Below are 23,242 nucleotides of genomic sequence, written 5' to 3'. Positions count from 1 at the left end.
GTTGTCATGTGGTCCCACGTCTTCTTTTCCGCTCCCCATCGGGTATTTTTCGCTGGCGGCCTGATCCAGGTGCTGCTGGCCCTGGGGTTCTGGTGCCTGGAGCTGGCAGTGCGTCTGGGCGGCGCCAGCCTGCCCTGGTCCCTGCCTGCCACCTGGCTGCATGGGGGCATGATGCTGTACGGCCTCTTCACCTGGTTCATTTTGGGCTTCCTGACCACGGCCCTGCCCAAGTGGATGAATCACGGTCCCCTGGTACAGGCGGAATACCTGCCGCCCTTCCTGCTGTTGGCCCTGGGAGCCCTGGTCTGGGATCTGGGTTTACTGTGGCCGCGCCTGATCCTGCCGGGAACCCTCCTGTCGGCCCTGGGGCTACTGCTGGCGGCCGGCGTCCTGCTGCGGGTGACCCTGAGGGGCGAGGGAGGGCGGGAACACGCGCTCCTGGTGCTCGTGACTCTGGTGGCCGGGGCCATCGGTCTGGTGCTGCACGGTCTGGCCGTGCAGGGACTGGATGTCCGCCTGCAGGCGGCGGCGGTGGTGCTGGGGGTGTGGTGCTTCCTGCTGCCCCTGTTCTTCATCGTCCTGCACCGGATGCTGCCTTTCTTTGTGGCCTCCACCCTGCCAGGGACCCAGGCCTGGCGTCCCCTGGCCCTGCTGTACCTGATGCTGGCCTGTCTGCTGGGGCACGGCCTGCTGCAATTGGCGGGCTGGAATACGGCTGCCGCCGATCTGCCGGCCTTCCTGGTGGCCTGCGTCTGCCTGGTGCGCTGGGGTTTCCGTCGCAGCCTGGGGGTGCCCATGCTGGCCATGTTGCACTGGGGCTGGGCCTGGGCCTGTCTCGCCCTGGGCCTGCAGGCCATGCAGTCCCTGCTGCAGTTGGGCGGCATGTCCTGGGGCGGTTTGGCGCCCCTGCATGCCCTGGGACTGGGATTCTTCCTGTCCGTCCTGATGGGGATGGGAACCCGGGTCACCCGCGGGCATTCCGGCCGCCCCATTGCCGAGGATGCCTGGGGCTGGCGCTGCTTCCTGGTGCTGCAGGGGGCCGTGGTGTTGCGCCTGCTGGGGGAATTCCTGCCCCTGGGGGGGCTGGTGAACTTCCTGGCCGTGCTGGTGGCTTCTACGGCCTTCCTGCTCTGGGCGGCCATTCATGGTCCCATGTACTACCGGGCCAGGCCCGACGGTCAGCCCGGTTGAGGAGGCCGCCTTGTACCTGTTGCTGAAACATCTGCATGTGAGCTGCGTGGTGCTGAGCGGACTGGGTTTTGTCCTGCGCGGCTACTGGAAATTCCGGCGGCCGGAGGCCCTGGCCCGCCCCTGGGTGCGGCGGGCGCCGCATCTGGTGGATACCCTGCTGCTCGGGTCCGCCCTGGCCCTGGCCTGGATCAGCGGCCAGTATCCGTTCGTGTTGCCCTGGCTCACGGCCAAGGTGCTCGCACTCCTGGCCTACATCGTTCTGGGCAGTCTGGCCCTGAAGCGGGCCACGACCCTGGGGGGGCAACTGCTGTGTTTCTTTCTGGCCCTGCTGACCCTGGCCTATATCGTCAGCGTGGCCCTGACCCGGCAGCCCATGCCCTGGCTTGCCTGAGGGGCTGGAAGCGCCCCGTGTGGCGGACCAGGATGCGGTAGATGTCCTTGTCGAAGAGGGGGCGGCGGGTTTCCAGCAGCGGGGGAATCTCCGATTCGTTGCGGATGCTGCCCAGGTAGCGCCAGGCATCCACCACATGGGCGCTGCGGCCTTCCTGCAACAGGGCGGGGCCGGCGAAAGGCCAGGGCTGCAGTTTCAGGCGGGTGAGCCCGGTCATCAGGCGCATGCTGTGCTGGGCCGGTGCTTCCTTGCCGACGCAGGCGCCCTTGCAGCGTTTGCCGGCCAGGCCGGCGCAGGCCTGACCCAGGGGGATGCTCCCCAGTCCGAGCAGGGTGTCGCACAGGCGTAGTTCGGTGGCCAGGGCGCGCAGGGCTTCCAGGGCTTCGCGGCGGTTCCGGTACAGTCCGTAGCAGGGGGCCTGGAGGCTGAAATCCAGGTCCTGGGCCAGTTCCAGCCGGGGTTGCAGCCAGCCTTCGCCGCGGTCGTCCAGCTGCCAGGTGCATAGCTCCGGCTGGGGTTTCAGATGCCGGTTGTGGGTAGGCTGCAGGCGCTTGATCAGGGCCGCTTCGAGGAGCTGGGCCCCCAGCTCGCCATCGCATTCCTGCCATTCCAGCCGCTGGATTTCCTGGTTCAGCCGCACATCCTTGGGGCTGGCGAAATGGCTCAGGATGCGTTTTCTCAGATCTTTGGCCCGGCCGACCAGGAGGGCTTGCCCGGTGGTGTCGAAAAAGCTGTATACCCCCGGGGTGTCGGGCAGGTCCTCGGTGGCGTGGGGGTCCAGCTGCGGCGGCAGGCGGGGCTGGCTGAGCTGGTTGCCCACGGCGGCCAGGACCGCCTCGGGCCCCGGCTGGCGCTGGATGTGCTGCCAGAACTGGTGGATCAGCCGGGCATCGCTCAGGGCCCGGTGCCGGGACTCCGCTTCCAGGCCGTGCCGGGCCATGAGGGCATCCAGGTTGTGCTTGTGATGTTCGGGAAACAGCTTGCGGGACAGCTTCACGGTGCACAGGGTGGGGGCCCGGAAGCGCAGTCCGGCCCGGTCGAATTCCGCCTTCAGAAAACCATAATCGAAACGGGCGTTGTGGGCGATGAACAGCCGTCCTTCCAGCCGCCGCAGCACCTCCTGCATGACCTGGGCAAAGGCGGGGGCTGAGGCCACCATGGCATTGCTGATGCCGGTCAGTTCCTCGATGAAGGGGGAGATGGCCACGCCCGGGTTGACCAGGCTGCTCCACTCCTGGACCTGGCCATCCTCGTCCTGCAGGACCAGCCCGATTTCGGTGATCCGGTCGGTGACCGGGTTGGCGCCGGTGGTTTCCAGGTCTACGAAGGCCAGTCGGGAGGGTATCTGCATGACGATGGGTAAAAGTCGGGGCGGAAAGGCAGGGGCCGGGCTATAGTGAAATCAGGTACTTGCTGGAGTGAAAGGAGCAGATCATGAGCGGCTTTGACGTACATTTCGCGCCCTGCGCGGCGGTGGGTGAGATGGTGATTACGGACCAGACCCAGTGTGAATGCGCCCACGAGCATGAGTGTCCGCCGGGGCGGCAGTGCCCCCTGGATGGCTGCTTTGCCGAAATCTCCGGCCTGGTGGAGGCGATTCCGCCTGAACTCCATGTCCAGGCGGTTGTCCGGCACTGAGGCTCAGGCCTTGAGGGTGGTGCTGCGGTGGGCCTGGACGGTCTGCAGCAGGGGAATGAAGACCTTGGGCGTCCCGGCCACCACGTTGCCGGTGTTGAGGTAGTCGGTTTCCCCGGACAGGTCGCTCACCAAGCCGCCCGCTTCGGTGATCAGCAGGCTGCCGGCGGCCAGGTCCCAGGGGGAGAGGCCGAACTCCCAGAAGCCATCCAGGCGGCCAGCGGCCACATAGGCCAGGTCCAGGGAGGCGGCTCCGGGGCGGCGCAGGCCGGCGGTTTTTTGGGTGAGTTCCTTGAAGATGGCCAGATAGGCATCCACGTGGTCGAACACCCGGTAGGGGAAGCCCGTGCCGATCAGGGCTTCCTGCAGCTTGAGGCGCTTGGAGACCCGGATGCGCCGCTCGTTGAGGAAGGCCCCGCCGCCCTTGCTGGCGGTGAACAGTTCATTGCGGTTGGGGTCGTAGACCACGGCCTGTTCCACCTGGTCGCCCTTGGCCAGGGCGATGGAGATGGCGTACTGGGGAAAACCGTGGATGAAGTTGGTGGTGCCGTCCAGGGGATCGATGATCCACTGGTACTCGCTTTCCCGGCCCTGGGCGGGGGTCTGGCCCGACTCCTCTGCTAGAATCCCGTAGCTGGGGTAGGCATCCTTGAGAACCTCGATGATGGCGGCCTCGGCAGCCCTGTCCACTTCCGTGACGAAATCATTGGGCTGCTTGCTGTGGACCTTGATCAATCCCAGGTCCAGGGAGGCGCGGTTGATGATCTGGCTGGCGCGACGCGCCGCCTTGATGGCGATATTCAGGGCTGGATGCATGCTTAAAGAACCTTGGGGCAGCGGCGCCTTGGATGGCTCGCTGCCCATGTTGTTTTCAACGAAACCGCCATTTTAATATGAACCCGACCGACGCGCTTGCCCGTATCAGCATCGTACTTTCCCGTACCAGTCATCCGGGCAATATCGGCTCGGCCGCCCGGGCCATGAAAACCATGGGGCTGACGCGGCTGGTGCTGGTGGCGCCCCGGTTTTTTCCCGATCCCGAAGCGGTGACCCTGGCTTCCGGGGCGACGGATATTCTTGAGCAGGCCCGGGTGGTGGATACCCTGGACGAGGCCCTGGCCGGTTGTTCCTACAGTCTTGCCGTGTCGGCCCGGGCCCGGGACCTGGGGCCGCCGCCCATGCTGGCCCGGGCCGGGGCCCAGGATCTCTACGCCCAGGCGCTGCAGTCCGCCGGTGAGGTGGCCCTGGTGTTCGGCAACGAAACTTCGGGGCTGTCCAATGATGAGGTGCAGCGTTGCCGTGGGGCGGTGATGATCGCGGCCAATCCCGATTACAGCTCCCTCAATCTGGCGGCTGCCGTGCAGGTGCTGGCCTACGAGTTGCGCACGGCGGCCTTCCAGGGCTTGCCGCCTGCTCCCGGGCGGACCACGCCATTTTCTTCCCAGCCCGCCACCCACGGGGAGCAGGAGGGTTTCTACGAACACCTGGAGCGGGTCATGGTGGCTTCGGGTTTTCTCGATCCAGCCCAACCCCGGCGGCTGCTGCCCAAGTTGCGCCGCCTCTTTGGCCGGGCGCGCCTGGAAAAGGACGAGGTCAGCATCCTGAGGGGCATCCTCAGTGCCGTGGAAGACTGGCGTCGGTAAGTGCGTACTGGCGGCATTATTCTTGATTGAATTAGTCGGGTATTTTACAATTCCAGCCCCCAGAAACCAGGAGTGACCACGTTCATGCTGCAGCACCTGCGCGAAGACATACGTTCGGTATTTGACCGGGATCCCGCGGCGCGCTCGTTCTGGGAGGTGCTGACCTGCTATCCGGGCATTCATGCCCTGATCCTGCACCGTCTGGCCCACTGGCTGTGGGGCCGCCAGCTGCGCTGGCTGGCCCGGTTCACGGCCCATTTTTCCCGCTGGTTCACCGGGATAGAGATTCATCCGGGGGCTACCATAGGCCGGCGTTTCTTCATCGACCACGGGATGGGGGTGGTGATCGGCGAGACGGCGGTGATCGGTGACGACGTGACCCTCTACCATGGCGTCACCCTGGGGGGGACTTCCTGGAACAAGGGCAAGCGCCACCCCACCCTGGGAGATCGGGTGGTGGTGGGGGCTGGCGCCAAGGTGCTGGGGCCGATCACGGTGGGTGAGGGGGCCAAGGTGGGTTCCAATGCGGTTGTGACCCGGGATGTGCCTGCCGGGGCCACGGCCGTGGGCATTCCGGCCCGCATCCTTGATGCGGAGCAGCGGGAACGGGAAGCTCAGGCGGCCCGGCTGGGCTTTTCCGCCTATGCGGTGGGCCAGGATCAGGATGATCCCCTGGCCCGGGCCATCCATGGATTGCTGGATCATGCGGCGGAAACCGACCGGCGTCTGGCCCTGTTGCTGGAGCATCTCCAGGCGGCCGGGGTGCAGGTGGAGGACGTGGGCGAAAAGCGGGACCATTTCGATCCGCAATACCTGAGTAAAATAGTTGACTAATGTCGGGTGGTGCCGATATAGTTGACCGTAACACTTAGGTATTCAAGGAGAGCCCCATGCGCTTGACCACAAAAGGACGTTTCGCTGTCACCGCCATGATGGATCTGGCGCTGCGGGAAAAGGAATCGCCGGTTGCCCTGGCCGGTATCAGCGAGCGCCAGGCCATTTCCCTTTCCTATCTGGAGCAGTTGTTCGGCAAGCTGCGGCGCCACAAGCTGGTGGAGAGCGTGCGGGGTCCGGGGGGCGGTTATCGCCTGGCCCGGCCCATGGACCAGGTGACCGTGGCCGACATCATCCGTGCCGTGGATGAGCGGCTCGACGCAACCCAGTGCGGCGGCAGCGAGAACTGCCACGAGGAGCACCGCTGCATGACCCACGAGCTGTGGACCACCCTGAACCGCAAGATGTACGAGTACCTGGCTTCCGTTTCCCTGGGGGATCTGGTGGAACAGCAGCTCGCCAAGCAGGGGGGGCTGGTGGTTCTCGAGGATCACCGGGAGCCGCCGCGCCGTTCCGCCCGGGCGGTCGCCAAGGAGCGGCTGTCCCTGACAGCCTGAGCCACAGACAGCGACAGGCACGAATACCATGTTTGCCCCGGTCTACCTGGATCACAACGCCACCACGCCCATGGCGGCTCCGGTACTGGAGGCCATGCTGCCTTTCCTGCAGGGGCAGTACGGCAATCCTTCCAGCCGCCATGAGTATGGCCGGGCGGCGCGGCGGGCGGTGGATATGGCCCGGCAGCAGGTAGCGGCGGCCGTGGGCTGCCATCCCACTGAAGTGATCTTCACCAGCGGCGGCAGCGAAGCCAATAACCTGTTCCTCAAGGGGGCTGCTGCTGGTTTCCGGCACCCCGGGGTCCTGGCCGTGAGCGCCATCGAGCATCCCTGTGTGCGCAATACGGCACGGCAACTGGAGCGCCAGGGCTGGCAGCTCCTGGAACTGCCGGTGGATGGCAACGGCAGGCTGGAGCCTGCCGGCCTGGTCAAGGCCCTGTCGGCCGGGGCCAGGCTCTGGTCCGTGATGCTGGCCAATAATGAAACCGGCCTGATCCAGAATGTGGCGGCCATGGCCGAGCAGGTCCGGGCCGGACGGGGCTGGTTTCATACCGATGCGGTCCAGGCCCTGGGCAAGATGGCCGTGGATTTCCGCCTGCTGAACCAGGCCGGGGTTCATGCCCTGACAGTTTCGGCCCACAAGATTCATGGCCCCAAGGGGGCCGGGGCCCTGATCCTGGACAAGCGGGTAGAGCTGACGCCCCTGATTGCCGGTGGTGGCCAGGAGCGGGGTTTGCGCTCCGGTACCGAGAATGTGGCGGCCATCGTCGGTTTCGGGGTGGCCTGCGAACTGGCGCTGGCCCGGCTGGAAGGGCTGTCGGTCCGGCTCTTTGCCCTGCGCACCCGTCTGGAGGCGGGCTTGCAGCGCCTGGGGGCGCGGATTTTTGCCGCCGATGGCATGCGCCTGCCCAACACCAGTTATTTCGCCTTTGCCGACCTGGATGGGGAAACCCTGGTGGGCAAGCTGGACCGGGCCGGTTTTGCCGTGGCTAGCGGTGCGGCCTGTTCCAGCGCCAACCCGGAGCCTTCCCATGTGCTGCAAGCCATGGGGGTGCCGGAGCAGTTGTCCCGGGGCGCCGTGCGCGTCAGCCTGGGGGCGGAAACTTCGGAAGAGAATATTGATCAATTCCTCGGGGCTTTGGAAACCACGGTGTCCAGCCTCAAGAACCTGACGGCACTGAGTCGATAAAGACCGTCTGCACTAACGGAGCGACAGCATGAAATTGCCCATCTACCTGGATTATTCGGCCACCACCCCGGTGGATCCCCGCGTGGCGGAGAAGATGATCCCCTACCTGACCGAGAAATTCGGTAACCCCGCTTCCCGTTCCCACAGCTTCGGCTGGGAGGCGGAAGCCGCCGTGGAAGAGGCCCGGGAACAGGTGGCGGCCCTGGTGAACGCCGATGCCAAGGAAATCGTCTGGACTTCCGGCGCCACCGAATCCAACAACCTGGCCATCAAGGGGGCTGCCAATTTCTATGGCGCCACCAAGGGCAAGCACCTGATCACGGTGAAGACCGAGCACAAGGCGGTCCTCGACACCATGCGGGAAATGGAGCGCCAGGGTTTTCAGGTCACCTATCTGGACGTGCAGGAAAACGGCCTGATCGATCTGGAGGTATTCAAGGCGGCCCTGCGTCCCGACACCTGCCTGGTTTCGGTGATGTTCGTGAATAACGAGATCGGTGTTGTCCAGCCCATCGCCGAGATCGGCGAGATCTGTCGTGAGAAAGGCGTTCTCTTCCACGTGGATGCAGCCCAGGCCACCGGCAAGGTCGCCATCGATCTGGACAAGCTCAAGGTGGACCTGATGAGCTTTTCTGCCCACAAGACCTACGGCCCCAAGGGCATCGGCGCCCTTTACGTGCGCCGCAAGCCCCGGGTACGCCTGGAAGCCCAGATGCACGGCGGCGGCCATGAGCGGGGCTTCCGCTCCGGCACCCTGGCCACCCACCAGATCGTCGGCATGGGCGAAGCCTTCCGCATCGCCCGGGAAGAAATGGCCGAGGAGAACGCCCGCATCGGCAAGCTGCGCGACCGGCTCCTGAAGGGGCTGTCGGATATCGACTGCGTCTATGTGAACGGCGACCTGGAGCAGCGGGTGCCCCACAATCTCAACATCAGCTTTGCCTATGTGGAAGGTGAGTCCCTGCTCATGGCCATCAAGGACCTAGCCGTGTCCTCCGGTTCTGCCTGCACCTCCGCCAGCCTGGAGCCTTCCTACGTGCTGCGCGCCCTGGGGCGGGATGACGAGCTGGCCCACAGCTCCATCCGCTTCACCATCGGCCGCTTCAATACCGAGGCAGAGATCGACTATGCCGTGAAGCTGCTGCACCAGAAGATAGGCAAGCTGCGGGAGATGTCCCCCCTGTGGGAAATGGTCCAGGAAGGGATAGACCTGAGCACCGTCCAGTGGGCCGCCCACTAAACCAGAATTCAAGGAGAACGAGATGAGCTACAGCGTGAAAGTGATCGACCACTACGAAAACCCCCGCAACGTGGGGGGCTTCGACAAGGACGAAGAGGGCGTCGGCACCGGCATGGTGGGGGCACCGGCCTGCGGCGACGTGATGAAACTGCAGATCAAGGTGGGCCAGGACGGGGTGATCGAAGACGCCAAGTTCAAGACCTACGGCTGCGGTTCCGCCATCGCCTCCTCCAGCCTGGTGACCGAGTGGGTCAAGGGCAAGACCGTGGAACAGGCCCTGGAAATCAAGAATACCCAGATCGCCGAAGAACTGGCCCTGCCGCCGGTTAAAATCCACTGTTCCATCCTGGCCGAGGACGCCATCAAGGCAGCCGTGGCCGACTACAAGAAAAAGCATTCCGAGTGAGGTGAATCATGGCAGTGACCTTGACCGAAAAGGCAGCCCAGCACGTTTCCAACTTCCTGCAGAAGCGCGGCAAGGGTGTCGGCTTGCGCCTGGGCGTGCGTACCAGCGGCTGTTCCGGCATGGCCTACAAGCTGGAGTTTGTCGATGAGGTGGATGGCGAGGACGAGGTATACGAGAGCCACGGCATCAAGGTGTTCGTGGATGCCCGCAGCCTGCCCTACATCGACGGCACCGAGCTGGACTACACCCGGGAAGGGTTGAACGAGGGGTTCAAGTTCAACAATCCCAACATAAAAGATCAATGCGGCTGCGGCGAAAGCTTTAACGTCTAAACCCGCTTGCCGGAACGTCGTTGCTCGCGCTTGCCGTGCTACAGCACTGTCTGCGCGCTCCCGCCTAGTTCCGGCTGCGCCTTGGCGGATGTTCCTGCTCCAGGGGCACCCGTCTGATCAGAGGTGACCCCGTGGACCTGACCACCGATTTCTTTTCCCTGTTCCAGCTGCCCCGGGCGTTCCGGATCGATCTGGGGGAACTGGATGCCCGCTACCGGGAAATCCAGGCCCAGGTGCATCCGGACCGCTATGCCCATGCGGGGGAGGGGGTGCGCCGGCTTTCCATGCAGTGGGCCACCCGGGCCAATGAGGGCTATCTGACCCTGAAAAAGCCCCTGGAGCGGGCCAAGTACCTGCTGCATCTGGCGGGGCACGACCTGCAGGCCGAGAGCAACACCGCCATGGCGCCCGAGTTCCTCATGGAGCAGATGGAGTGGCGGGAGGCGGTGATGGAAGCCCGGAGTGGCGGTGATCACCACGAGCTGGAGCATCTGCACCACCGTCTGCGCCAGGACCTGCAGGGGCGCTACGAAGAATTGGCCGCCCTGCTGGATGATAAGCGGGACCCGGAGGCTGCCACCGAGCAGGTGCGCCGGCTGATGTTCCTGGAAAAACTGTTGCTGGAAATTGATGACGCCCTGGCTTCCCTGGAAGACGGGGAGATGGATAACTGACATGGCTCTCTTTCATATCGCCGAACCCGGCGAATCCGCCGCCCCCCACCAGCACAAGCTGGCGGTAGGCATAGACCTGGGCACCACCAATTCCCTGGTGGCCACCGTCAGGAGCGGCATGGCCGTGGTGTTGAACGACGAACAGGGTCGCCCCCTCTTGCCTTCCATCGTGCGCTACCTGCCTGACGGGCAGGTGGAAGTGGGCTATGGGGCCCAGTCCTGGCAGGCCCGGGACCCGAAGAACACCGTGGTGTCCGTGAAACGTTTCATGGGCCGGGGCAGAAAGGATATCGCCCACGTGGAATCCCTGCCCTACGACTTCGTAGACGAGCCGGGCATGGTGCGGGTGAAGACCTGTGCCGGGGTGAAGAGCCCGGTGGAGGTATCCGCCGAAATCCTCAAGGTCGCCAAGGCCAGGGCCGAAGCCCACCTGGGCGGTGAGCTGGTGGGCGCGGTGATCACCGTGCCCGCCTACTTTGACGACGCCCAGCGCCAGGCCACCAAGGATGCCGCCCGGCTGGCCGGGATCAACGTGCTGCGGCTCCTGAACGAACCCACGGCCGCGGCCATCGCCTACGGGCTGGACAATGCCGCCGAGGGCATCTATGCCGTCTATGACCTGGGCGGCGGCACCTTCGACATCTCCATCCTCAAGCTCTCCAAGGGCGTGTTCGAGGTGCTGGCCACCGGCGGCGACTCGGCCCTGGGCGGCGATGACTTCGACCAGCGCATCTTCTGCTGGGTCCTGGAGCAGGCCAAGCTGCCGCCCCTGTCCCACGAGGATGCCCGGCTGATCATGACCCGGGCCCGGGAGGCCAAGGAATTCCTCACCAGCCACGCGGAAGCCCCGATCACCGTGAAGCTCTCCAGTGGCCCCACCATTGATCTCACCCTGGATGTGGCCACCTTCGCCGAAATCACCCGGAACCTGGTGACCAAGACCCTGCAGGCCGTGCGCAAGGCCCTGCGCGACGCTGGCCTGCGGCCCGAGGAGGTGAAGGGCGTGGTGATGGTGGGCGGCTCCACCCGGGTGCCCCAGGTGCAACGGGCCGTGGCGGAGTTCTTCGGCCAGGAGCCCCTGAACAACCTGGACCCGGACAAGGTGGTTGCCCTGGGCGCCGCCACCCAGGCCAACCTGCTGGTGGGCAACAAGACCGGCGGTGACGACTGGCTGCTGCTCGACGTGATTCCCCTCTCCCTGGGGCTGGAAACCATGGGCGGCCTGGTGGAGAAGGTGATCCCGCGCAACTCCACCATTCCCGCGGCCCGGGCCCAGGATTTCACCACCTTCAAGGACGGCCAGACCGCCATGGCCATCCACGTGGTCCAGGGGGAGCGGGAACTGGTGTCCGACTGCCGCAGCCTGGCCCGCTTCGAACTGCGCGGCATTCCCCCCATGGTGGCCGGGGCGGCGCGCATCCGGGTCACCTTCCAGGTGGACGCGGACGGCCTCCTGGCCGTCTCGGCCCGGGAGCAGACCACGGGGGTGGAATCCAGCATCACGGTGAAGCCCTCCTACGGCCTCTCGGATGACGAAATTGCCGCCATGCTCAAGGACTCCATGTCCCACGCCAAGGACGACGCCCAGCGCCGGGCCCTGAAGGAGGCCCAGGTGGAGGCCCAGCGCCTGATTGAAGCCACCCAGGCGGCCCTGAAGGAGGATGCCCACCTGTTGAGCGCCGAGGAAATTGCCCGCATCGAGGCCAGCATTGCCAAGCTCCAGACCCTGATGCTGGGAGATAACCGGCGGCACATCAACTTGGCGATGGATGACTTGGGCTATGAAACCCAGGAGTTCGCCCATCGGCGCATGGACCAGAGCGTCAAGCGGGCCCTGGCCGGGCGCAAGGTGGATGATTTGAATACAGCGGAGGAGGGGAGCCAGTCATGACCCAGATCATCGTGTTGCCCCATGTGGAAGTCTGCCCCGACGGGGCCGTGATCGAAGCCGAGCAGGGCCAGTCCATCTGCGAGGCCTTGCTTGCCAATGGCATTGACATCGAGCATTCTTGTGAAATGTCCTGTGCCTGCACCACCTGCCATGTGGTGGTACGTGAAGGGTTCAACTCCCTGGCCCCGGCCGAAGAAGAGGAAGAGGACCTGCTCGACAAGGCCTGGGGCCTGGAGCCCCGCTCCCGCCTGTCCTGCCAGGCCATCGTCAGGGACACGCCGCTGGTGGTGGAGATTCCCCGCTACAGCATCAACATGGCCCGGGAAGGCAAACACTGAGGAGCACGATCATGAAATGGACCGATATTCACGACATCGCCATCGAATTGTCCGAAGTCCATCCGGAACAGGATCCCCGGCGGATCAATTTCGTGGATCTGCGCAACTGGGTCCTGGCCCTGCCCGAATTCAGCGATGACCCCAAGCATTGTGGTGAAAAGATCCTCGAAGCCATCCAGCAGGCCTGGATCGAGGAAATGGATTGAACCTTAAAACCGCATCTGAACCACAGAGAACACTGAGGAAGAGCGCTCTTGTGGCCCAGTTGCAACAGTTTCCAGGGGGCAAGGAATATGGATAAAGTCTTGAACTCCCGCCTTCCTCCGTGTCTCGGTGCCTCTGTGGTGAGGGTTTGGGGTTGAAGCACCAGGCCCTGGCCCGATAGGGCCCCAGGCAGGTAAATTCAGGGCATGAAAAAGGCGACCCGGAAGGTCGCCTTTTTTGCGGGCAGGAAACCGGCTCAGCCTTGGGGCTGGGCCTTGGCAGCTGCCTTGCGGGTGGCACTGCCGCTGCTGGCCTTGGGGGCGGCAGCGCTGGTGGCGCCGATATTGGAGAAGGCCTTGATGTTGCTGTCGGTGATCTGGGCCATCTGCTGGGCCATGAAGTTCATCCGGTCAAAGGCCTGGGAGCTGGCCTGGAGCATGGACTTCATGGCGGTGGCGAAGACATCGCCGCCGGCCGGCATCTTGCTCTTGGTCTCTTCGATGGCGGACTCGGCGTTCTCGGAGAGGGACTTGTAATGGGATTCCATCACGTTGGTGATGTCCTTCTGCATGGTCAGCACCAGCTCATACAGGTTGTGATAGTAAGCGCGGGTGCGTTCCAGGCCAGGCTCGGCCATGCCGGACTGGACGGCCAGGGCCTGCTTGGGATCCTTGGCTTCCAGCAGGGTGGCGGCATTTTCGGCGCCTGCCTGCAGGCTCTCACGCATGGCGCTGAGATTGAGGTTGGCCAGCTTCTCGATGTTATCCAAGGTGCTGCGCATCAGGGCCAGCATGGCCTCGGCGTTGGCTTTCTGGGCTGCTGCGATCTGTTCGGATTTGGTCGTGTTCATGAAGACTCCTCTCTCGATGTTGGGCGTGTCTGCGATTCAATGATAACAAATCTGCATGAAGAATACGTGTCAACCACAGTTGTCTATTGCAGCAAATTCAACAGCCCGTCCAGGCCCGCAAAATTGAGGGCGACGCTGGCCCTGGCCCGGGTGGCCGGTTTGGCCCGGTAGGCCACGGAGAGTCCGGCTTCGGCCATCATCAGCAGGTCGTTGGCGCCGTCTCCCACTGCGATCACCTGTTCCTGTTCCAGGCCCAGTTCGTTTCTGAGCCGGGCCAGGTGCCGGGCCTTGGCGGCGGCATCGACGATGTCGCCTACTACCCGGCCGGTCAGCTTGCCGCCGGAGATTTCCAGTTCGTTGGAGGTGGCGAAGTCAAAGCCCAGTTCGATGCGCAGCCGTTCGGTGAAATAGGTGAAGCCGCCGGAGAGGATGGCCGTCCTGAGCCCGGCCTCCTGGGCGGCCGCCAGCAGTTCCCGGGCGCCGGGGGAGAGCAGCAGCCGTTCGGCATACACCCGCGCCAGCACCCGGGCGTCCAGGCCGGCCAGCAGGGCCAGGCGGCGGCGCAGGCTTTCCCGGTAGTCGATCTCGCCGCGCATGGCGGCCTCGGTGACCTGGGAGACCTCCTGCTTCTTGCCGGCGAAGTCGGCCAGCTCATCGATACACTCGATGGTGATCAGGGTGGAGTCCATGTCGAAGGCGATCAGGCCGTAGTCCTGCAGGCGCCGGCCCGTGGGCATGAAGGCCCAGTCCAGGCGTTCCGCTTCGATCAGGGGGATCAGGGCATCGAAAGCCGGGGTGCGCCGGGCCCCGGGCAGGCAGGTGACCTGGGGGGGGCGGGGCTCGACAGCGGCGGCCCCGGTGGCGGCCAGCAGTTTTTCCAGCAGGAAGGTGGGCAGGGCGTTGCCCTGGAGGATGAGTTGGGTGGTCATGGCGTGGGGCCCTTCCGATGGGCGTGTTTTTCTCCAGGCGACATTTTAACGCCTCGGGGTCTGTCCCTCGGCTTCCGGATGGTTTATAAACGCCACCGATGCTTGCCTATATCCTGCGCCGCCTTCTCTATGCCCTGCCCATCCTGATCGGGGTGAATCTGCTCACCTTCGCCCTGTTCTTCGTGGTCAATACTCCCGACGACATGGCGCGTCTGCAGCTGGGGGTCAAGCATGTGACGCCGGAGGCCATCCAGAAGTGGAAGGCGGAGCGGGGTTACGACCGTCCCCTGTTCTGGAATCCGGCCGCCGGGGGGCTGCAGCAGCTCAGCGATACCATCTTCTTCGACAAGTCGGCGCGCATGTTCGTGGGGGATTTTGGCCAGGCCGAGGATGGCCGCGACATCGCCCGGGAGATTACCTCCCGCATGGGGCCTTCCCTGGCCATTGCCCTGCCCACCTTCGTGCTGGGCCTGTTCGTCACCATCAGCCTGGCGCTTATCCTGGCTTTTTTCCGGGCCACGGCCCTGGATTTCTGGGGGGTGGTGGCCTGTGTCGGGCTGATGTCCATCTCCAGCCTGTTCTACATCATCGGCGGTCAGTACCTGGTGGCCAAGGTCTGGCAGCTGGTGCCCATTTCCGGTTTTGGCGAGGGGCTCGACGCCTGGCGCTTCCTGGTGCTGCCGGTGTTGATCGGGGTAGTCGGCGGCATCGGTTCCTCCACCCGCTGGTACCGCACCATCTTCCTGGAGGAGGTGGGCAAGGATTATGTGCGCACGGCCCGGGCCAAGGGCTTGCCGGAAACCCTGGTGTTCTTCCGGCACATCCTCAAGAACGCCATGATCCCCATCCTCACCGGGGTGGTGGTGGTCATTCCCCTGCTGTTCATGGGCTCGTTGCTCACCGAGTCCTTCTTCGGCATTCCCGGCCTCGGCAGCTACACCATAGACGCCATCAACGCCCAGGATTTCGCCGTGGTCCGCTCCATGGTGTTCATCGGTTCGGTGCTCTACATCGCCGGGCTGATCCTCACCGACATTTCCTACACCCTGGTGGATCCCCGCATCCGCTTCGAATGATGCCCATCCAGCCCGTACTCCTCTGGTCCGACCTGCTTCTCTGGCTGCTGCTGGCCGGCGCCCTGGGGCTGGGCTTCCTGTCGGCCCGGGCGGCCCATCTCCGTCAGGCCTGGAGGCGGCTGGGGCGTGGCGCCGTTGCCATGGGGGCGGCCACCCTGCTGTCGGCCTTTCTGCTGGTGGGGCTCCTGGATTCCCTGCATTACCGTCTGCGCCTGCCCCCGGCGCCGGGCCAGACCCAGGCCATGTACGGGGTGGAAGTGTTGTCGCTGCTGGACGGTCTCTTGAGCGGGCTCCGGGAGCGCAACGAGAAGACCTATTCCGCCCCCCTGGCCACCCGCCTGTATGCCAAGGAGAGCCGGGATACCCCGGCCGGGGTGGTGCGGGAATATCCCCGCCTCAAACATGGGGGGGCGCACCTGGGCGAAGACGAGGCCGGGCGTGATCGGGATGTGCTGCAGCGGGGCTTTGCCGGCCTGGTTCTGGCCTTCCTCATCTGGCTGGCCCTGGCCGGTGGCTTGGTGGCGCACCTGGCCTGGCGTCAGGGCTGCTCCCACCGTGAGGCCTGGCGGGCCATCTGGCAGGGCGAGACGGCCCTGGCCTGGCGTGGTGTGCTGCCTGCCCTGGGGGGGCTGTTGCTGGTGGCGCTGCCCATCTTCTTTCTGGCCGGGGATTACCACGTGTTCGGCACCGACAAGGTGGGTCAGGACGTGCTCTACCAGGTGTTGAAGAGCATCCGCACGGCCCTGGTGATCGGGCTCGTCACCACCCTGGTGATGCTGCCCCTGGCGGTGGTGCTGGGCATTGTGGCCGGCTATTTCCGGGGCTGGGTGGATGACCTGATCCAGTATGTCTACACGGTGCTCAATTCCATTCCCGGCGTGCTCCTGATCGCGGCGGCAGTGCTGATGATGCAGATGCTCATCGACACCCATCCCCAGTGGTTCGCCACGGCGGCGGAACGGGCCGACCTGCGGCTCCTGGCCCTGTGCGCCATCCTCGGCATGACCAGCTGGACCGGTCTGGCCCGGCTGCTGCGGGGGGAAACCCTGAAGCTCAGGGAGCTGGAATACATCCAGGCGGCCCGGGCCTTCGGTATTGCCCCACCCCGCATCATCGCCCGCCACATCCTGCCCAACCTGATGCACATCGTGGTGATCGCCCTGGTGATGGATTTCTCCAGCCTGGTCCTGACCGAGGCGGTGCTCTCCTACGTGGGCATCGGCGTGGACCCCACCATGACCAGTTTCGGCACCATGATCAACAATGCCCGCATGGAACTGGGGCGGGAGCCGGTGGTGTGGTGGTCCCTGGCGGCTGCCTTCATCTTCATGTTCGCCCTGGTCCTGGCGGCCAACCTCTTTGCCGACGCGGTGCGCGATGCCTTCGATCCCCGATACGAATGATGCCTTGCTGACGGTGCAGGGCCTGTCCCTGGCCATTCGCCGGGGCCGGGCGCACACGCCGGCGGTTGCCGGCCTGGACTTTTCCCTGAGGGCCGGGGAGACCCTGGCCCTGGTGGGCGAATCCGGCTGCGGCAAGTCCCTCACGGCCCAGGCCCTGATGCGGCTGTTGCCCCCAGCCATCCGCGTCACTGCCGGCCAGGTCCGCTTCCAGGGGCGCGAGCTGCTGAACCTGCCGGAAGCCGCCATGCGCGAGCTGCGGGGCCGGGGCATGGGGATGATCTTTCAGGAGCCGGCCACCAGCCTCAACCCCGTGCTCACCGTGGGGCAGCAGATCGGCGAAGTGCTGGTGCGGCACCTGGGGCTCCAGGGCCGGGCGGTGCGGGAACGGGCCGAAGCGCTGCTGCAGCAGGTGGGGATTGCTGATCCGGCCCGGCGCCTGGACGAGTATCCGTTCCAGCTCTCCGGCGGCATGAAGCAGCGGGTGATGATCGCCATGGCCCTGGCCGGGGAGCCCAGCCTGCTGATCGCCGATGAACCCAGCACGGCCCTGGATGTGACCGTGCAGTCCCAGATCCTCGACCTGCTGCAGGAGCTCCAGGCCCGGCGCGGCATGGCCCTGCTGCTGATCACCCACGATCTGGGCGTGGTGGCCCGCATGGCCCATCGGGTCGGGGTCATGTATGCCGGTCAGCTGGTAGAGCTGGCGAGCCGGGATGCCTTCTTCCAGGAAGCCCGGCATCCCTACAGCCGGGCCCTGTTTGCTGCTCTCCCCGAGGCGGTGCCCCGGGGCGCCCGGCTCCAGGCCCTGGCGGGCCAGGTGCCGGCTTTCGCGGCCATGCCCAAGGCCTGCCGCTTTGCCGAGCGCTGCGACCGGGTCCAGTCCCTGTGCCGGGAGCAGGCGCCCCTCCTGACCCCGCTGGCCGGGAATCCCGAAAATCAGGTGCGCTGCCATTTCCCCGGGAGCGGCAGCTTTCTCGCCGCCGCGGCCGGTCCCGGGGCGGGCAGTCCGACTTTCGGGCCGGCCCTGCTGGAAGTCAGCGGACTGCAGGTGCATTTCCCCATTCGCAAAGGCATCCTGCAGCGGGTCAGGGGGCAGGTGCGGGCGGTGGATGGCGTCAGCCTGGAACTGGCCCCGGGCCGTACCCTGGCCCTGGTCGGGGAGTCGGGTTGCGGCAAGACCACCGTGGGCAAGGCCCTGATGCAGTTGCTGCCGCTCACGGCAGGCAGTGTGCGCTGGCAGGGGCAGGCCCTGGCTGGGCAGGGGGGCAAGGACCGGAGCTGGCGGCGACGCATGCAGATGGTGTTCCAGGATCCCTTTGCCTCCCTCAATCCGCGCATGACCGTGGGGGACATCCTGCTGGAAGGGATGCAGGCCCTGGGGGTGGTGACGGATGCGGCGGCAGGCCGAGCTGCCAGTGCGGCCCTCCTGGAACAGGTGGGACTTCAGGGCGACAGCCTGGACCGGTATCCCCATGAATTCTCGGGGGGGCAGCGCCAGCGCATCGCCATCGCCCGGGCCCTGGCCGTGTCGCCCCAGGTGTTGATCTGCGATGAGCCCACTTCGGCTCTGGATGTGTCAGTCCAGGCCCAGATCCTCAACCTCTTGAAGGATCTCCAGGAGCGCCTGCAGATGGCCTACCTGTTCATCACCCACAATTTTGCCGTGGTGGAATACCTGGCTCACGAGGTGGCCGTCATGTATCTGGGGCGGGTGGTGGAGCGGGGCAGTACTGCCCGAGTCCTGGCGGCGCCGGCCCATCCTTACACGGAGGTGCTGCTCTCAGCGGTGCCGCGCCTGGACGGGCGGGGCCGGCCCATCGCCCTGGCCGGGGAGACGCCTTCCCCGGCGGCGCCGCCGGCCGGCTGTCATTTTCATCCCCGCTGTCCCCGGGCCGTGGCTCTGTGCCGGGAGCGCTACCCCGACTTGCTGCCCCTGGCGGATGGGCGGCAGGTGGCCTGCCACCTGCCCGCTGCTTCAGCTGTCCAGCTGGATGGTGAGGGTTGAGCCCACCTTGAGGTTGTTTCCGGCCAGCCGGTTCCAGCGCCGCAGATCATCGAGCTCCACGTTGTAGCGCTTGGCGATGGAGAACAGGGTGTCGCCCTTTTTGACCTTGTGGCGGGTAACCTTGGGACTGCTCTTGGATTTGCCACCAGCAGCGCTGGCCACTTTGTGCCGGTCTTGGTGTTCTGCCTGCTGGCGGGACGGGGCGGTCTGTTCCTGGCGGGCCACCGTGGTGCTGCCCGGGCTGACGGTAAGGCGGCTGCCGACCCGGAGGGCGTTACCCTTGAGCTTGTTGTACTGCCTCAGGTCGGCCAGGTCCACGTCGTATTTGCGGGCGATGGCCTGCAGGGTGTCACCCCGCCGGACCGTGTGGTAACGGGGCTGGGTGCGGACCTGTACCTGCACCTTGGCCTGGGGCGGCTCGGGAGCCAGGAAGGCCTGGGTATCCAGTTCCCCTTCCGTCGCCTGGCTGGGCACCAGCAGGGTCTGGCCCGGGGTGGCCTTGATGCGGCCGTGGAGGCCGTTCACCCGTTTCAGGTCCGCCAGGGTGATGCCGAAGCGGGGGGCCACCTGTTCCAGCTTTTCCCCGGGCTGCAGGGCATAGGTCTTCCAGTTGCTCAGGGGCTCATCGTGGGCGGCCAGGCCGGCCTTGAAGCTTTCCACCCGGTCGGCGGGAATCACCAGGGTGCTGTCCGCCTGGATCACGGGCCGGTTGTGGGCCGGATTGAGGGCTACGAACGCCTCGGTGCTGAGGCCGGCAAACTGTGCGGCCAGGGTGATGTCGATGGGGGCTTCCGTGACCACGGTACGGAAATAGGGCTGGTTGGGGACCTGGGGCAGTTGCAGTTCAGCCACCAGGCGGGGGTTGCTGAAGATGTTCTTCAGGGCCTGCAGCTTGGGGACATAGTGCCGGGTCTCGTTGGGCATGGTGAGATTGGCATAGTCGGTGGGCAGGCCCCGGGCCTCGTTCTTGGCGATGGCCCGGCCCACGGCGCCTTCACCCCAATTGTAGGAAGCCAGGGCCAGGTGCCAGTCCCCGTGCATCTCATAGATGTACTGCAGATAATCCAGGGCGGCGCTGGTGGAAGCAACGATGTCCCGGCGCTGGTCCTGCCACCAGTTCTGCTCCAGCCGGAAATTCCGGCCCGTGGAGGGGATGAACTGCCATAGTCCCGAGGCATGGGCGGGGGAATAGGCCATGGGGTTGTAGGCGCTCTCCACCATGGGCAGCAGGGCCAGCTCCGTGGGCATGCCGCGCTTTTCCAGTTCATCGACGATGTGGTGCAGATAGGGCCGGCTGCGTTCCACCATGCGGCGCAGGTACTCGGGCCGGGATTGGTAATACTGCTGATGCCGCAGGACCAGATCGTCGTTGAGGTTGGGCATGGTGAAGCCATTGCGCAGGCGCACCCAGAGATCCTGGGTGGGGGCCGTCAGGTCCAGGGGCTGGAAGGTCTGGGGCTGCTGCTGGATTTCTTCCCGTTCCAGGGGCTGGAAGGGTTCGTCGGCGGATGCGGTGGGGCTGGTGAGCAGGGAGGCTAGACAGAGGAGAAGGGCTGGAAGGCAGGCGGGGCGCAGGGAAGGAAGGCGGCTACGCGGCGGCGTCTTCATCAGGAGTCCTTTCGGTTGGTGCCAGGGTGCCCCGGGGACACCCTGCTGAATGGAGGGATTATAGACTGCCGGCTGTCGCCCCAGAATCCGCAGATTCATATTTGTTTCATGGGGCGGACGCAAAAATGAAAAAGCCGACCCTGGGGTCGGCTTTTCCTGAATATTTTTGGCGGAGTGGACGGGACTCGAACCCGCGACCCCCGGCGTGACAGGCCGGTATTCTAACCGACTGAACTACCACTCCGCGCATGGAACACTGACGAATCAGCGCACCGTAAAACCTTGGCGTCCCCACGGGGATTCGAACCCCGGTACCTACCGTGAAAGGGTAGTGTCCTAGGCCTCTAGACGATGGGGACCCAGAATCTCCGTTTGGTCTCTCGGTATGGTGGAGGTAAGCGGGATCGAACCGCTGACCTCTTGCATGCCATGCAAGCGCTCTCCCAGCTGAGCTATACCCCCGCCGCGAAAGACCAGTTACTACCTTCGCTTCCAGCCGTGGCTGAAAACCGAATATTTTTGGCGGAGTGGACGGGACTCGAACCCGCGACCCCCGGCGTGACAGGCCGGTATTCTAACCGACTGAACTACCACTCCGCGCATGGAACACTGACGAATCAGCGCACCGTAAAACTTGGCGTCCCCACGGGGATTCGAACCCCGGTACCTACCGTGAAAGGGTAGTGTCCTAGGCCTCTAGACGATGGGGACCCGGACTGTTCAGGCTGGCAAGTTCCTGACTTTTCTTTCGCACTTTTGGTGGAGGTAAGCGGGATCGAACCGCTGACCTCTTGCATGCCATGCAAGCGCTCTCCCAGCTGAGCTATACCCCCGCCGCGAAAGAAGGCCGCATTATAGGGAGCACTTTTGGGGTTGTAAACCCTTTTTTGAGTTTTTTCTCCCTTTTCTGCAAATTTCCTGCCGCGCTCAGCTCCGGTGGGGGGCCAGACGGGCCAGCGCCGTGTCCCGACCCACCAGGGCCACCACCGCATCCACCGACGGGGTCTGGGCCTGGCCGGTGAGGATGACCCGCAGAGGCATGGCCAGTTTGGGCATCTTCAGGCCGTGCCGGGTCACGGTCTCCTTGATCAGGGCGGCGATGGCCGGTACTTCCCAGGCCACCTGTTCCAGGCCGGCAGCGAAGTCGGCCAGGGCCGGGCGTGCTTCCTCGCTCAGGTGCTGGGCGAGCAGCTCGGGGGCGGGGTGGATGTCCACGTAGAAAACTTCCAGGGCGTCGGCCAGGAGGTTCAGGGTGTTGCAGCGGTCCAGGTAGAGGCCGATGGCCTGGGCCAGGTCGGGCCCCTTGCCGGTGTCCACGCCCCGGCGCTGGAGCCGGGCCGCGATCTGCGGCACCAGGGCGGCGGCTCCCGCCTGCTTCATGTAGTGCTGGTTCAGCCAGAGCAGCTTTTCGGTATTGAACTGGGCGGCGGACGGGGTGATGTGGTCCAGATCGAACCACTGGACGAACTGCTCCCGGGAGAAGATCTCGTCATCCCCGTGAGACCAGCCCAGGCGAGCCAGGTAGTTGATCACCGCTTCGGGCAGGAAACCGTCTTCGTCGTACTGCATCACCGAGACGGCGCCGTGGCGCTTGGAAAGCTTGGTGCCGTCATCACCGAGGATCATGGAGAGGTGGGCGTACTGGGGCACCTGGGCGCCCAGGGCCTTGAGCACGTTGATCTGGCGCGGGGTGTTGTTCACATGGTCGTCGCCCCGGATCACCTGGGTGATGCCCATGTCCCAGTCGTCCACCACCACGCAGAAGTTGTAGGTGGGGGTGCCGTCGGCCCGGGCAATGATGAAGTCGTCCAGTTCGGCGTTGGCAATCTCGATGCGACCCTTCACCAGGTCGTCCCAGCCCACCACCCCGTCGGTGGGGTTGCAAAAACGCACCACGGGTTCCACGCCGGCCGGCGGGGCCGGCAGCACCTTGCCGGGCGCGGGCCGCCAGCGGCCGTCGTAACGGGGCTTCTCCTTGCGGGCTTCCTGTTCAGCGCGCAGGGCATCCAGCTCTTCCCGGGAGGTGTAGCAGTAATAGGCGGTACCGGCGGCCAGCATCTGCTGGATCACTTCCTTGTAACGGTCCATGCGCTGCATCTGGTAATAGGGACCCTCGTCATGCTGCAGGTCCAGCCAGGCCATGCCGTCCAGGATGGCCTGCACCGCTTCGGGGGTGGAGCGGGCCACATCGGTGTCCTCGATGCGCAGGATGAACTGGCCGCCATGGCGGCGGGCATAGGCCCAGGAGAAGAGGGCGGTGCGGGCGCCGCCAATATGCAGATAACCGGTGGGGCTGGGGGCAAAACGGGTACGGACCATGATTTGTAAATTCTGGGGGGCGAAAAGTCCCTATTGTATATGAGCAAAAAAGTTTGACGGGCAGGTTTGGCTGTGGTTTAATGCGGGCCTTCCGAGACATCGGGTGGTTAGCTCAGTTGGTATGAGCACTGCCTTCACACGGCAGGGGTCACTGGTTCGAGTCCAGTACCACCCACCAATTCAAAACCCCGCGCAGCGACTGGCTGCGCGGGGTTTTTCCTTTGTGCCTGCGGCATTTCCAGCGGGTTTTCCCCGGGCTTTGCCCGAGTTTTACCGGTGGCTGGTTTCTTGACGTTTCGGCGCTAAATCACTGATTTTTCCGTTTTTCCGCCATATCCTGCCTGGTTAGGGGCGCAAGTGGCCGGGGCGCGCCGGGGTGTGGTCGGCAAAACCATGATCCGGGTGGCTGGCAGCGCGGCCTCGTCCCCGCGGCCTTCCTGGCGGGCCCTCTCCCTTCCCTGAAGGCATGCTCTTTCTGCCGGCCTTGCTTCGGGTTGCGGCGCTGCCGTGAGCCCCTCTCTTGCACC

General features: G+C 65.0%; 23 protein-coding genes and 7 tRNA genes. 18 read left to right on the top strand and 12 right to left on the bottom strand.

From position 1 onward, the window contains the following. Window positions 1–6 precede the first annotated feature (6 nt). Both G474_RS0111415 and G474_RS0111410 read left to right on the top strand, forming a co-directional pair. Window positions 7–1,191 (top strand): NnrS family protein, encoded by a 1,185-nt coding sequence (locus tag G474_RS0111415; RefSeq protein ID WP_026687087.1) that lies wholly within the window; start codon window positions 7–9, stop codon window positions 1,189–1,191. 10 nt (window positions 1,192–1,201) lie between these two features. Next, entirely contained in the window at window positions 1,202–1,582 is a 381-nt protein-coding gene (locus tag G474_RS0111410) for a SirB2 family protein (protein ID WP_026687086.1), read from the top strand. On the opposite strand, the gene G474_RS20535 is transcribed toward G474_RS0111410, so the two are convergent. Beyond that, on the bottom strand, window positions 1,539–2,933 hold the full coding sequence (locus G474_RS20535; protein WP_043464159.1) for an exonuclease domain-containing protein: 1,395 nt from the start codon (window positions 2,931–2,933) through the stop codon (window positions 1,539–1,541). The two genes, G474_RS0111410 and G474_RS20535, sit on opposite strands and share 44 nt — an antisense overlap. 83 nt (window positions 2,934–3,016) lie before the next feature. Between G474_RS20535 and G474_RS0111400 the strand changes: the two genes are divergently transcribed. Next, window positions 3,017–3,220 (top strand): hypothetical protein, encoded by a 204-nt coding sequence (locus G474_RS0111400; RefSeq protein ID WP_026687085.1) that lies wholly within the window; start codon window positions 3,017–3,019, stop codon window positions 3,218–3,220. Between the two features lie 3 nt (window positions 3,221–3,223). Here G474_RS0111400 and G474_RS0111395 read toward each other — a convergent pair whose 3' ends face one another. Continuing rightward, a complete protein-coding gene (locus tag G474_RS0111395; RefSeq protein WP_026687084.1) occupies window positions 3,224–4,033 on the bottom strand; it encodes an inositol monophosphatase family protein in 810 nt (269 codons plus the stop codon). Between the two features lie 77 nt (window positions 4,034–4,110). On the opposite strand from G474_RS0111395, the gene G474_RS0111390 reads away from it, so the two are divergent. The 11 genes from G474_RS0111390 (at window position 4,111) to iscX (ending at window position 12,527) form a co-directional block, all read left to right on the top strand. After that, on the top strand, window positions 4,111–4,860 hold the full coding sequence (locus G474_RS0111390) for an RNA methyltransferase (RefSeq protein WP_026687083.1): 750 nt from the start codon (window positions 4,111–4,113) through the stop codon (window positions 4,858–4,860). A gap of 84 nt (window positions 4,861–4,944) precedes the next feature. Continuing rightward, complete coding sequence (cysE, locus tag G474_RS0111385) at window positions 4,945–5,694, top strand: serine O-acetyltransferase (protein WP_026687082.1); 750 nt, start codon at window positions 4,945–4,947, stop codon at window positions 5,692–5,694. A 56-nt stretch (window positions 5,695–5,750) separates the two neighbouring features. Beyond that, window positions 5,751–6,251, top strand: coding sequence for a Fe-S cluster assembly transcriptional regulator IscR (gene iscR, locus G474_RS0111380; protein WP_026687081.1), 501 nt, complete (start codon window positions 5,751–5,753; stop codon window positions 6,249–6,251). Between the two features lie 28 nt (window positions 6,252–6,279). Next, entirely contained in the window at window positions 6,280–7,440 is a 1,161-nt protein-coding gene (locus G474_RS0111375) for a cysteine desulfurase family protein (RefSeq protein ID WP_026687080.1), read from the top strand. 28 nt (window positions 7,441–7,468) lie between these two features. Beyond that, complete coding sequence (locus tag G474_RS0111370; RefSeq protein ID WP_026687079.1) at window positions 7,469–8,680, top strand: IscS subfamily cysteine desulfurase; 1,212 nt, start codon at window positions 7,469–7,471, stop codon at window positions 8,678–8,680. 22 nt (window positions 8,681–8,702) lie between these two features. Then, window positions 8,703–9,086, top strand: a complete 384-nt coding sequence (gene iscU, locus G474_RS0111365; protein ID WP_026687078.1) for a Fe-S cluster assembly scaffold IscU — start codon at window positions 8,703–8,705, stop codon at window positions 9,084–9,086. 8 nt (window positions 9,087–9,094) lie between these two features. Further along, the gene (iscA, locus tag G474_RS0111360) at window positions 9,095–9,418 is read left to right on the top strand and encodes an iron-sulfur cluster assembly protein IscA (protein ID WP_026687077.1); all 324 of its coding nucleotides are present in this window, start codon (window positions 9,095–9,097) and stop codon (window positions 9,416–9,418) included. Window positions 9,419–9,549: 131 nt separating this feature from the next. Beyond that, window positions 9,550–10,092, top strand: a complete 543-nt coding sequence (gene hscB / locus G474_RS0111355) for a Fe-S protein assembly co-chaperone HscB (protein WP_026687076.1) — start codon at window positions 9,550–9,552, stop codon at window positions 10,090–10,092. Between the two features lies 1 nt (window position 10,093). After that, window positions 10,094–11,983 (top strand): Fe-S protein assembly chaperone HscA, encoded by a 1,890-nt coding sequence (hscA, locus tag G474_RS0111350; protein ID WP_026687075.1) that lies wholly within the window; start codon window positions 10,094–10,096, stop codon window positions 11,981–11,983. Next, entirely contained in the window at window positions 11,980–12,321 is a 342-nt protein-coding gene (fdx, locus tag G474_RS0111345) for an ISC system 2Fe-2S type ferredoxin (protein WP_026687074.1), read from the top strand. Before hscA ends, fdx begins: the two co-directional genes overlap by 4 nt. Window positions 12,322–12,332: 11 nt before the next feature. After that, window positions 12,333–12,527 carry a Fe-S cluster assembly protein IscX gene (gene iscX / locus G474_RS0111340; RefSeq protein ID WP_026687073.1) on the top strand — a complete coding sequence of 65 codons (195 nt, stop codon included), beginning with the start codon at window positions 12,333–12,335 and terminating at the stop codon, window positions 12,525–12,527. Between the two features lie 254 nt (window positions 12,528–12,781). Here the strand turns inward: iscX and G474_RS0111335 are convergent, their stop codons facing one another. Continuing rightward, window positions 12,782–13,375 (bottom strand): phasin family protein, encoded by a 594-nt coding sequence (locus G474_RS0111335; RefSeq protein WP_026687072.1) that lies wholly within the window; start codon window positions 13,373–13,375, stop codon window positions 12,782–12,784. An 83-nt stretch (window positions 13,376–13,458) separates the two neighbouring features. Continuing rightward, window positions 13,459–14,304: a phosphoserine phosphatase SerB gene (serB, locus tag G474_RS0111330; RefSeq protein ID WP_043464156.1), complete on the bottom strand. Its 846-nt coding sequence runs from the start codon at window positions 14,302–14,304 to the stop codon at window positions 13,459–13,461. A 98-nt stretch (window positions 14,305–14,402) separates the two neighbouring features. Between serB and G474_RS0111325 the strand changes: the two genes are divergently transcribed. The 3 genes from G474_RS0111325 to G474_RS0111315 are packed head-to-tail and all read left to right on the top strand — an operon-like array spanning window position 14,403 to window position 18,788. Beyond that, the gene (locus tag G474_RS0111325; RefSeq protein ID WP_026687070.1) at window positions 14,403–15,380 is read left to right on the top strand and encodes an ABC transporter permease; all 978 of its coding nucleotides are present in this window, start codon (window positions 14,403–14,405) and stop codon (window positions 15,378–15,380) included. Continuing rightward, a complete protein-coding gene (locus G474_RS0111320) occupies window positions 15,380–16,783 on the top strand; it encodes an ABC transporter permease (protein WP_026687069.1) in 1,404 nt (467 codons plus the stop codon). Before G474_RS0111325 ends, G474_RS0111320 begins: the two co-directional genes overlap by 1 nt. Further along, the gene (locus G474_RS0111315) at window positions 16,758–18,788 is read left to right on the top strand and encodes an ABC transporter ATP-binding protein (RefSeq protein ID WP_051282232.1); all 2,031 of its coding nucleotides are present in this window, start codon (window positions 16,758–16,760) and stop codon (window positions 18,786–18,788) included. Before G474_RS0111320 ends, G474_RS0111315 begins: the two co-directional genes overlap by 26 nt. Here G474_RS0111315 and G474_RS20530 read toward each other — a convergent pair. The 8 genes from G474_RS20530 to gltX form a co-directional block, all read right to left on the bottom strand. Beyond that, window positions 18,759–20,396 (bottom strand): LysM peptidoglycan-binding domain-containing protein, encoded by a 1,638-nt coding sequence (locus tag G474_RS20530; protein WP_051282231.1) that lies wholly within the window; start codon window positions 20,394–20,396, stop codon window positions 18,759–18,761. The two genes, G474_RS0111315 and G474_RS20530, sit on opposite strands and share 30 nt — an antisense overlap. A 167-nt stretch (window positions 20,397–20,563) precedes the next feature. Then, window positions 20,564–20,640, bottom strand: a tRNA-Asp gene (locus G474_RS0111300). A gap of 39 nt (window positions 20,641–20,679) precedes the next feature. Beyond that, window positions 20,680–20,755: transfer RNA gene (locus G474_RS0111295), tRNA-Glu, on the bottom strand. Between the two features lie 27 nt (window positions 20,756–20,782). Next, window positions 20,783–20,858: transfer RNA gene (locus tag G474_RS0111290), tRNA-Ala, on the bottom strand. 58 nt (window positions 20,859–20,916) lie between these two features. After that, window positions 20,917–20,993 (bottom strand) — tRNA-Asp (locus tag G474_RS0111285). 38 nt (window positions 20,994–21,031) lie between these two features. Further along, a tRNA-Glu gene (locus G474_RS0111280) sits at window positions 21,032–21,107 on the bottom strand. A gap of 46 nt (window positions 21,108–21,153) precedes the next feature. After that, a tRNA-Ala gene (locus tag G474_RS0111275) sits at window positions 21,154–21,229 on the bottom strand. 94 nt (window positions 21,230–21,323) lie between these two features. Continuing rightward, on the bottom strand, window positions 21,324–22,715 hold the full coding sequence (gltX, locus tag G474_RS0111270) for a glutamate--tRNA ligase (RefSeq protein WP_026687067.1): 1,392 nt from the start codon (window positions 22,713–22,715) through the stop codon (window positions 21,324–21,326). A gap of 101 nt (window positions 22,716–22,816) precedes the next feature. On the opposite strand from gltX, the gene G474_RS0111265 reads away from it, so the two are divergent. Next, window positions 22,817–22,893: transfer RNA gene (locus G474_RS0111265), tRNA-Val, on the top strand. Window positions 22,894–23,242 lie beyond the last annotated feature (349 nt).

It is taken from the genome of Azovibrio restrictus DSM 23866, from assembly GCF_000429665.1.
Lineage (GTDB): Bacteria > Pseudomonadota > Gammaproteobacteria > Burkholderiales > Rhodocyclaceae > Azovibrio > Azovibrio restrictus.
This window is presented reverse-complemented; position numbering and strand designations above follow the sequence as displayed.

What these genes read in the sequence shown, in the direction of transcription:
- iscU (WP_026687078.1), top strand. Translation starts at nt 8,703, where the DNA reads ATGAGCTACAGCGTGAAAGTGATCGACCACTACGAAAACCCCCGCAAC.
- gltX (WP_026687067.1), bottom strand. Translation starts at nt 22,715, where the DNA reads ATGGTCCGTACCCGTTTTGCCCCCAGCCCCACCGGTTATCTGCATATT.
- serB (WP_043464156.1), bottom strand. Translation starts at nt 14,304, where the DNA reads ATGACCACCCAACTCATCCTCCAGGGCAACGCCCTGCCCACCTTCCTG.
- G474_RS0111315 (WP_051282232.1), top strand. Translation starts at nt 16,758, where the DNA reads ATGCCTTCGATCCCCGATACGAATGATGCCTTGCTGACGGTGCAGGGC.
- cysE (WP_026687082.1), top strand. Translation starts at nt 4,945, where the DNA reads ATGCTGCAGCACCTGCGCGAAGACATACGTTCGGTATTTGACCGGGAT.
- G474_RS0111400 (WP_026687085.1), top strand. Translation starts at nt 3,017, where the DNA reads ATGAGCGGCTTTGACGTACATTTCGCGCCCTGCGCGGCGGTGGGTGAG.
- G474_RS0111325 (WP_026687070.1), top strand. Translation starts at nt 14,403, where the DNA reads ATGCTTGCCTATATCCTGCGCCGCCTTCTCTATGCCCTGCCCATCCTG.
- G474_RS0111370 (WP_026687079.1), top strand. Translation starts at nt 7,469, where the DNA reads ATGAAATTGCCCATCTACCTGGATTATTCGGCCACCACCCCGGTGGAT.
- G474_RS0111415 (WP_026687087.1), top strand. Translation starts at nt 7, where the DNA reads ATGTGGTCCCACGTCTTCTTTTCCGCTCCCCATCGGGTATTTTTCGCT.
- iscR (WP_026687081.1), top strand. Translation starts at nt 5,751, where the DNA reads ATGCGCTTGACCACAAAAGGACGTTTCGCTGTCACCGCCATGATGGAT.
- fdx (WP_026687074.1), top strand. Translation starts at nt 11,980, where the DNA reads ATGACCCAGATCATCGTGTTGCCCCATGTGGAAGTCTGCCCCGACGGG.
- iscX (WP_026687073.1), top strand. Translation starts at nt 12,333, where the DNA reads ATGAAATGGACCGATATTCACGACATCGCCATCGAATTGTCCGAAGTC.
- hscA (WP_026687075.1), top strand. Translation starts at nt 10,094, where the DNA reads ATGGCTCTCTTTCATATCGCCGAACCCGGCGAATCCGCCGCCCCCCAC.
- G474_RS0111335 (WP_026687072.1), bottom strand. Translation starts at nt 13,375, where the DNA reads ATGAACACGACCAAATCCGAACAGATCGCAGCAGCCCAGAAAGCCAAC.
- iscA (WP_026687077.1), top strand. Translation starts at nt 9,095, where the DNA reads ATGGCAGTGACCTTGACCGAAAAGGCAGCCCAGCACGTTTCCAACTTC.
- G474_RS20530 (WP_051282231.1), bottom strand. Translation starts at nt 20,396, where the DNA reads ATGAAGACGCCGCCGCGTAGCCGCCTTCCTTCCCTGCGCCCCGCCTGC.
- G474_RS0111375 (WP_026687080.1), top strand. Translation starts at nt 6,280, where the DNA reads ATGTTTGCCCCGGTCTACCTGGATCACAACGCCACCACGCCCATGGCG.
- G474_RS0111320 (WP_026687069.1), top strand. Translation starts at nt 15,380, where the DNA reads ATGCCCATCCAGCCCGTACTCCTCTGGTCCGACCTGCTTCTCTGGCTG.
- G474_RS20535 (WP_043464159.1), bottom strand. Translation starts at nt 2,933, where the DNA reads ATGCAGATACCCTCCCGACTGGCCTTCGTAGACCTGGAAACCACCGGC.
- G474_RS0111390 (WP_026687083.1), top strand. Translation starts at nt 4,111, where the DNA reads ATGAACCCGACCGACGCGCTTGCCCGTATCAGCATCGTACTTTCCCGT.
- G474_RS0111395 (WP_026687084.1), bottom strand. Translation starts at nt 4,033, where the DNA reads ATGCATCCAGCCCTGAATATCGCCATCAAGGCGGCGCGTCGCGCCAGC.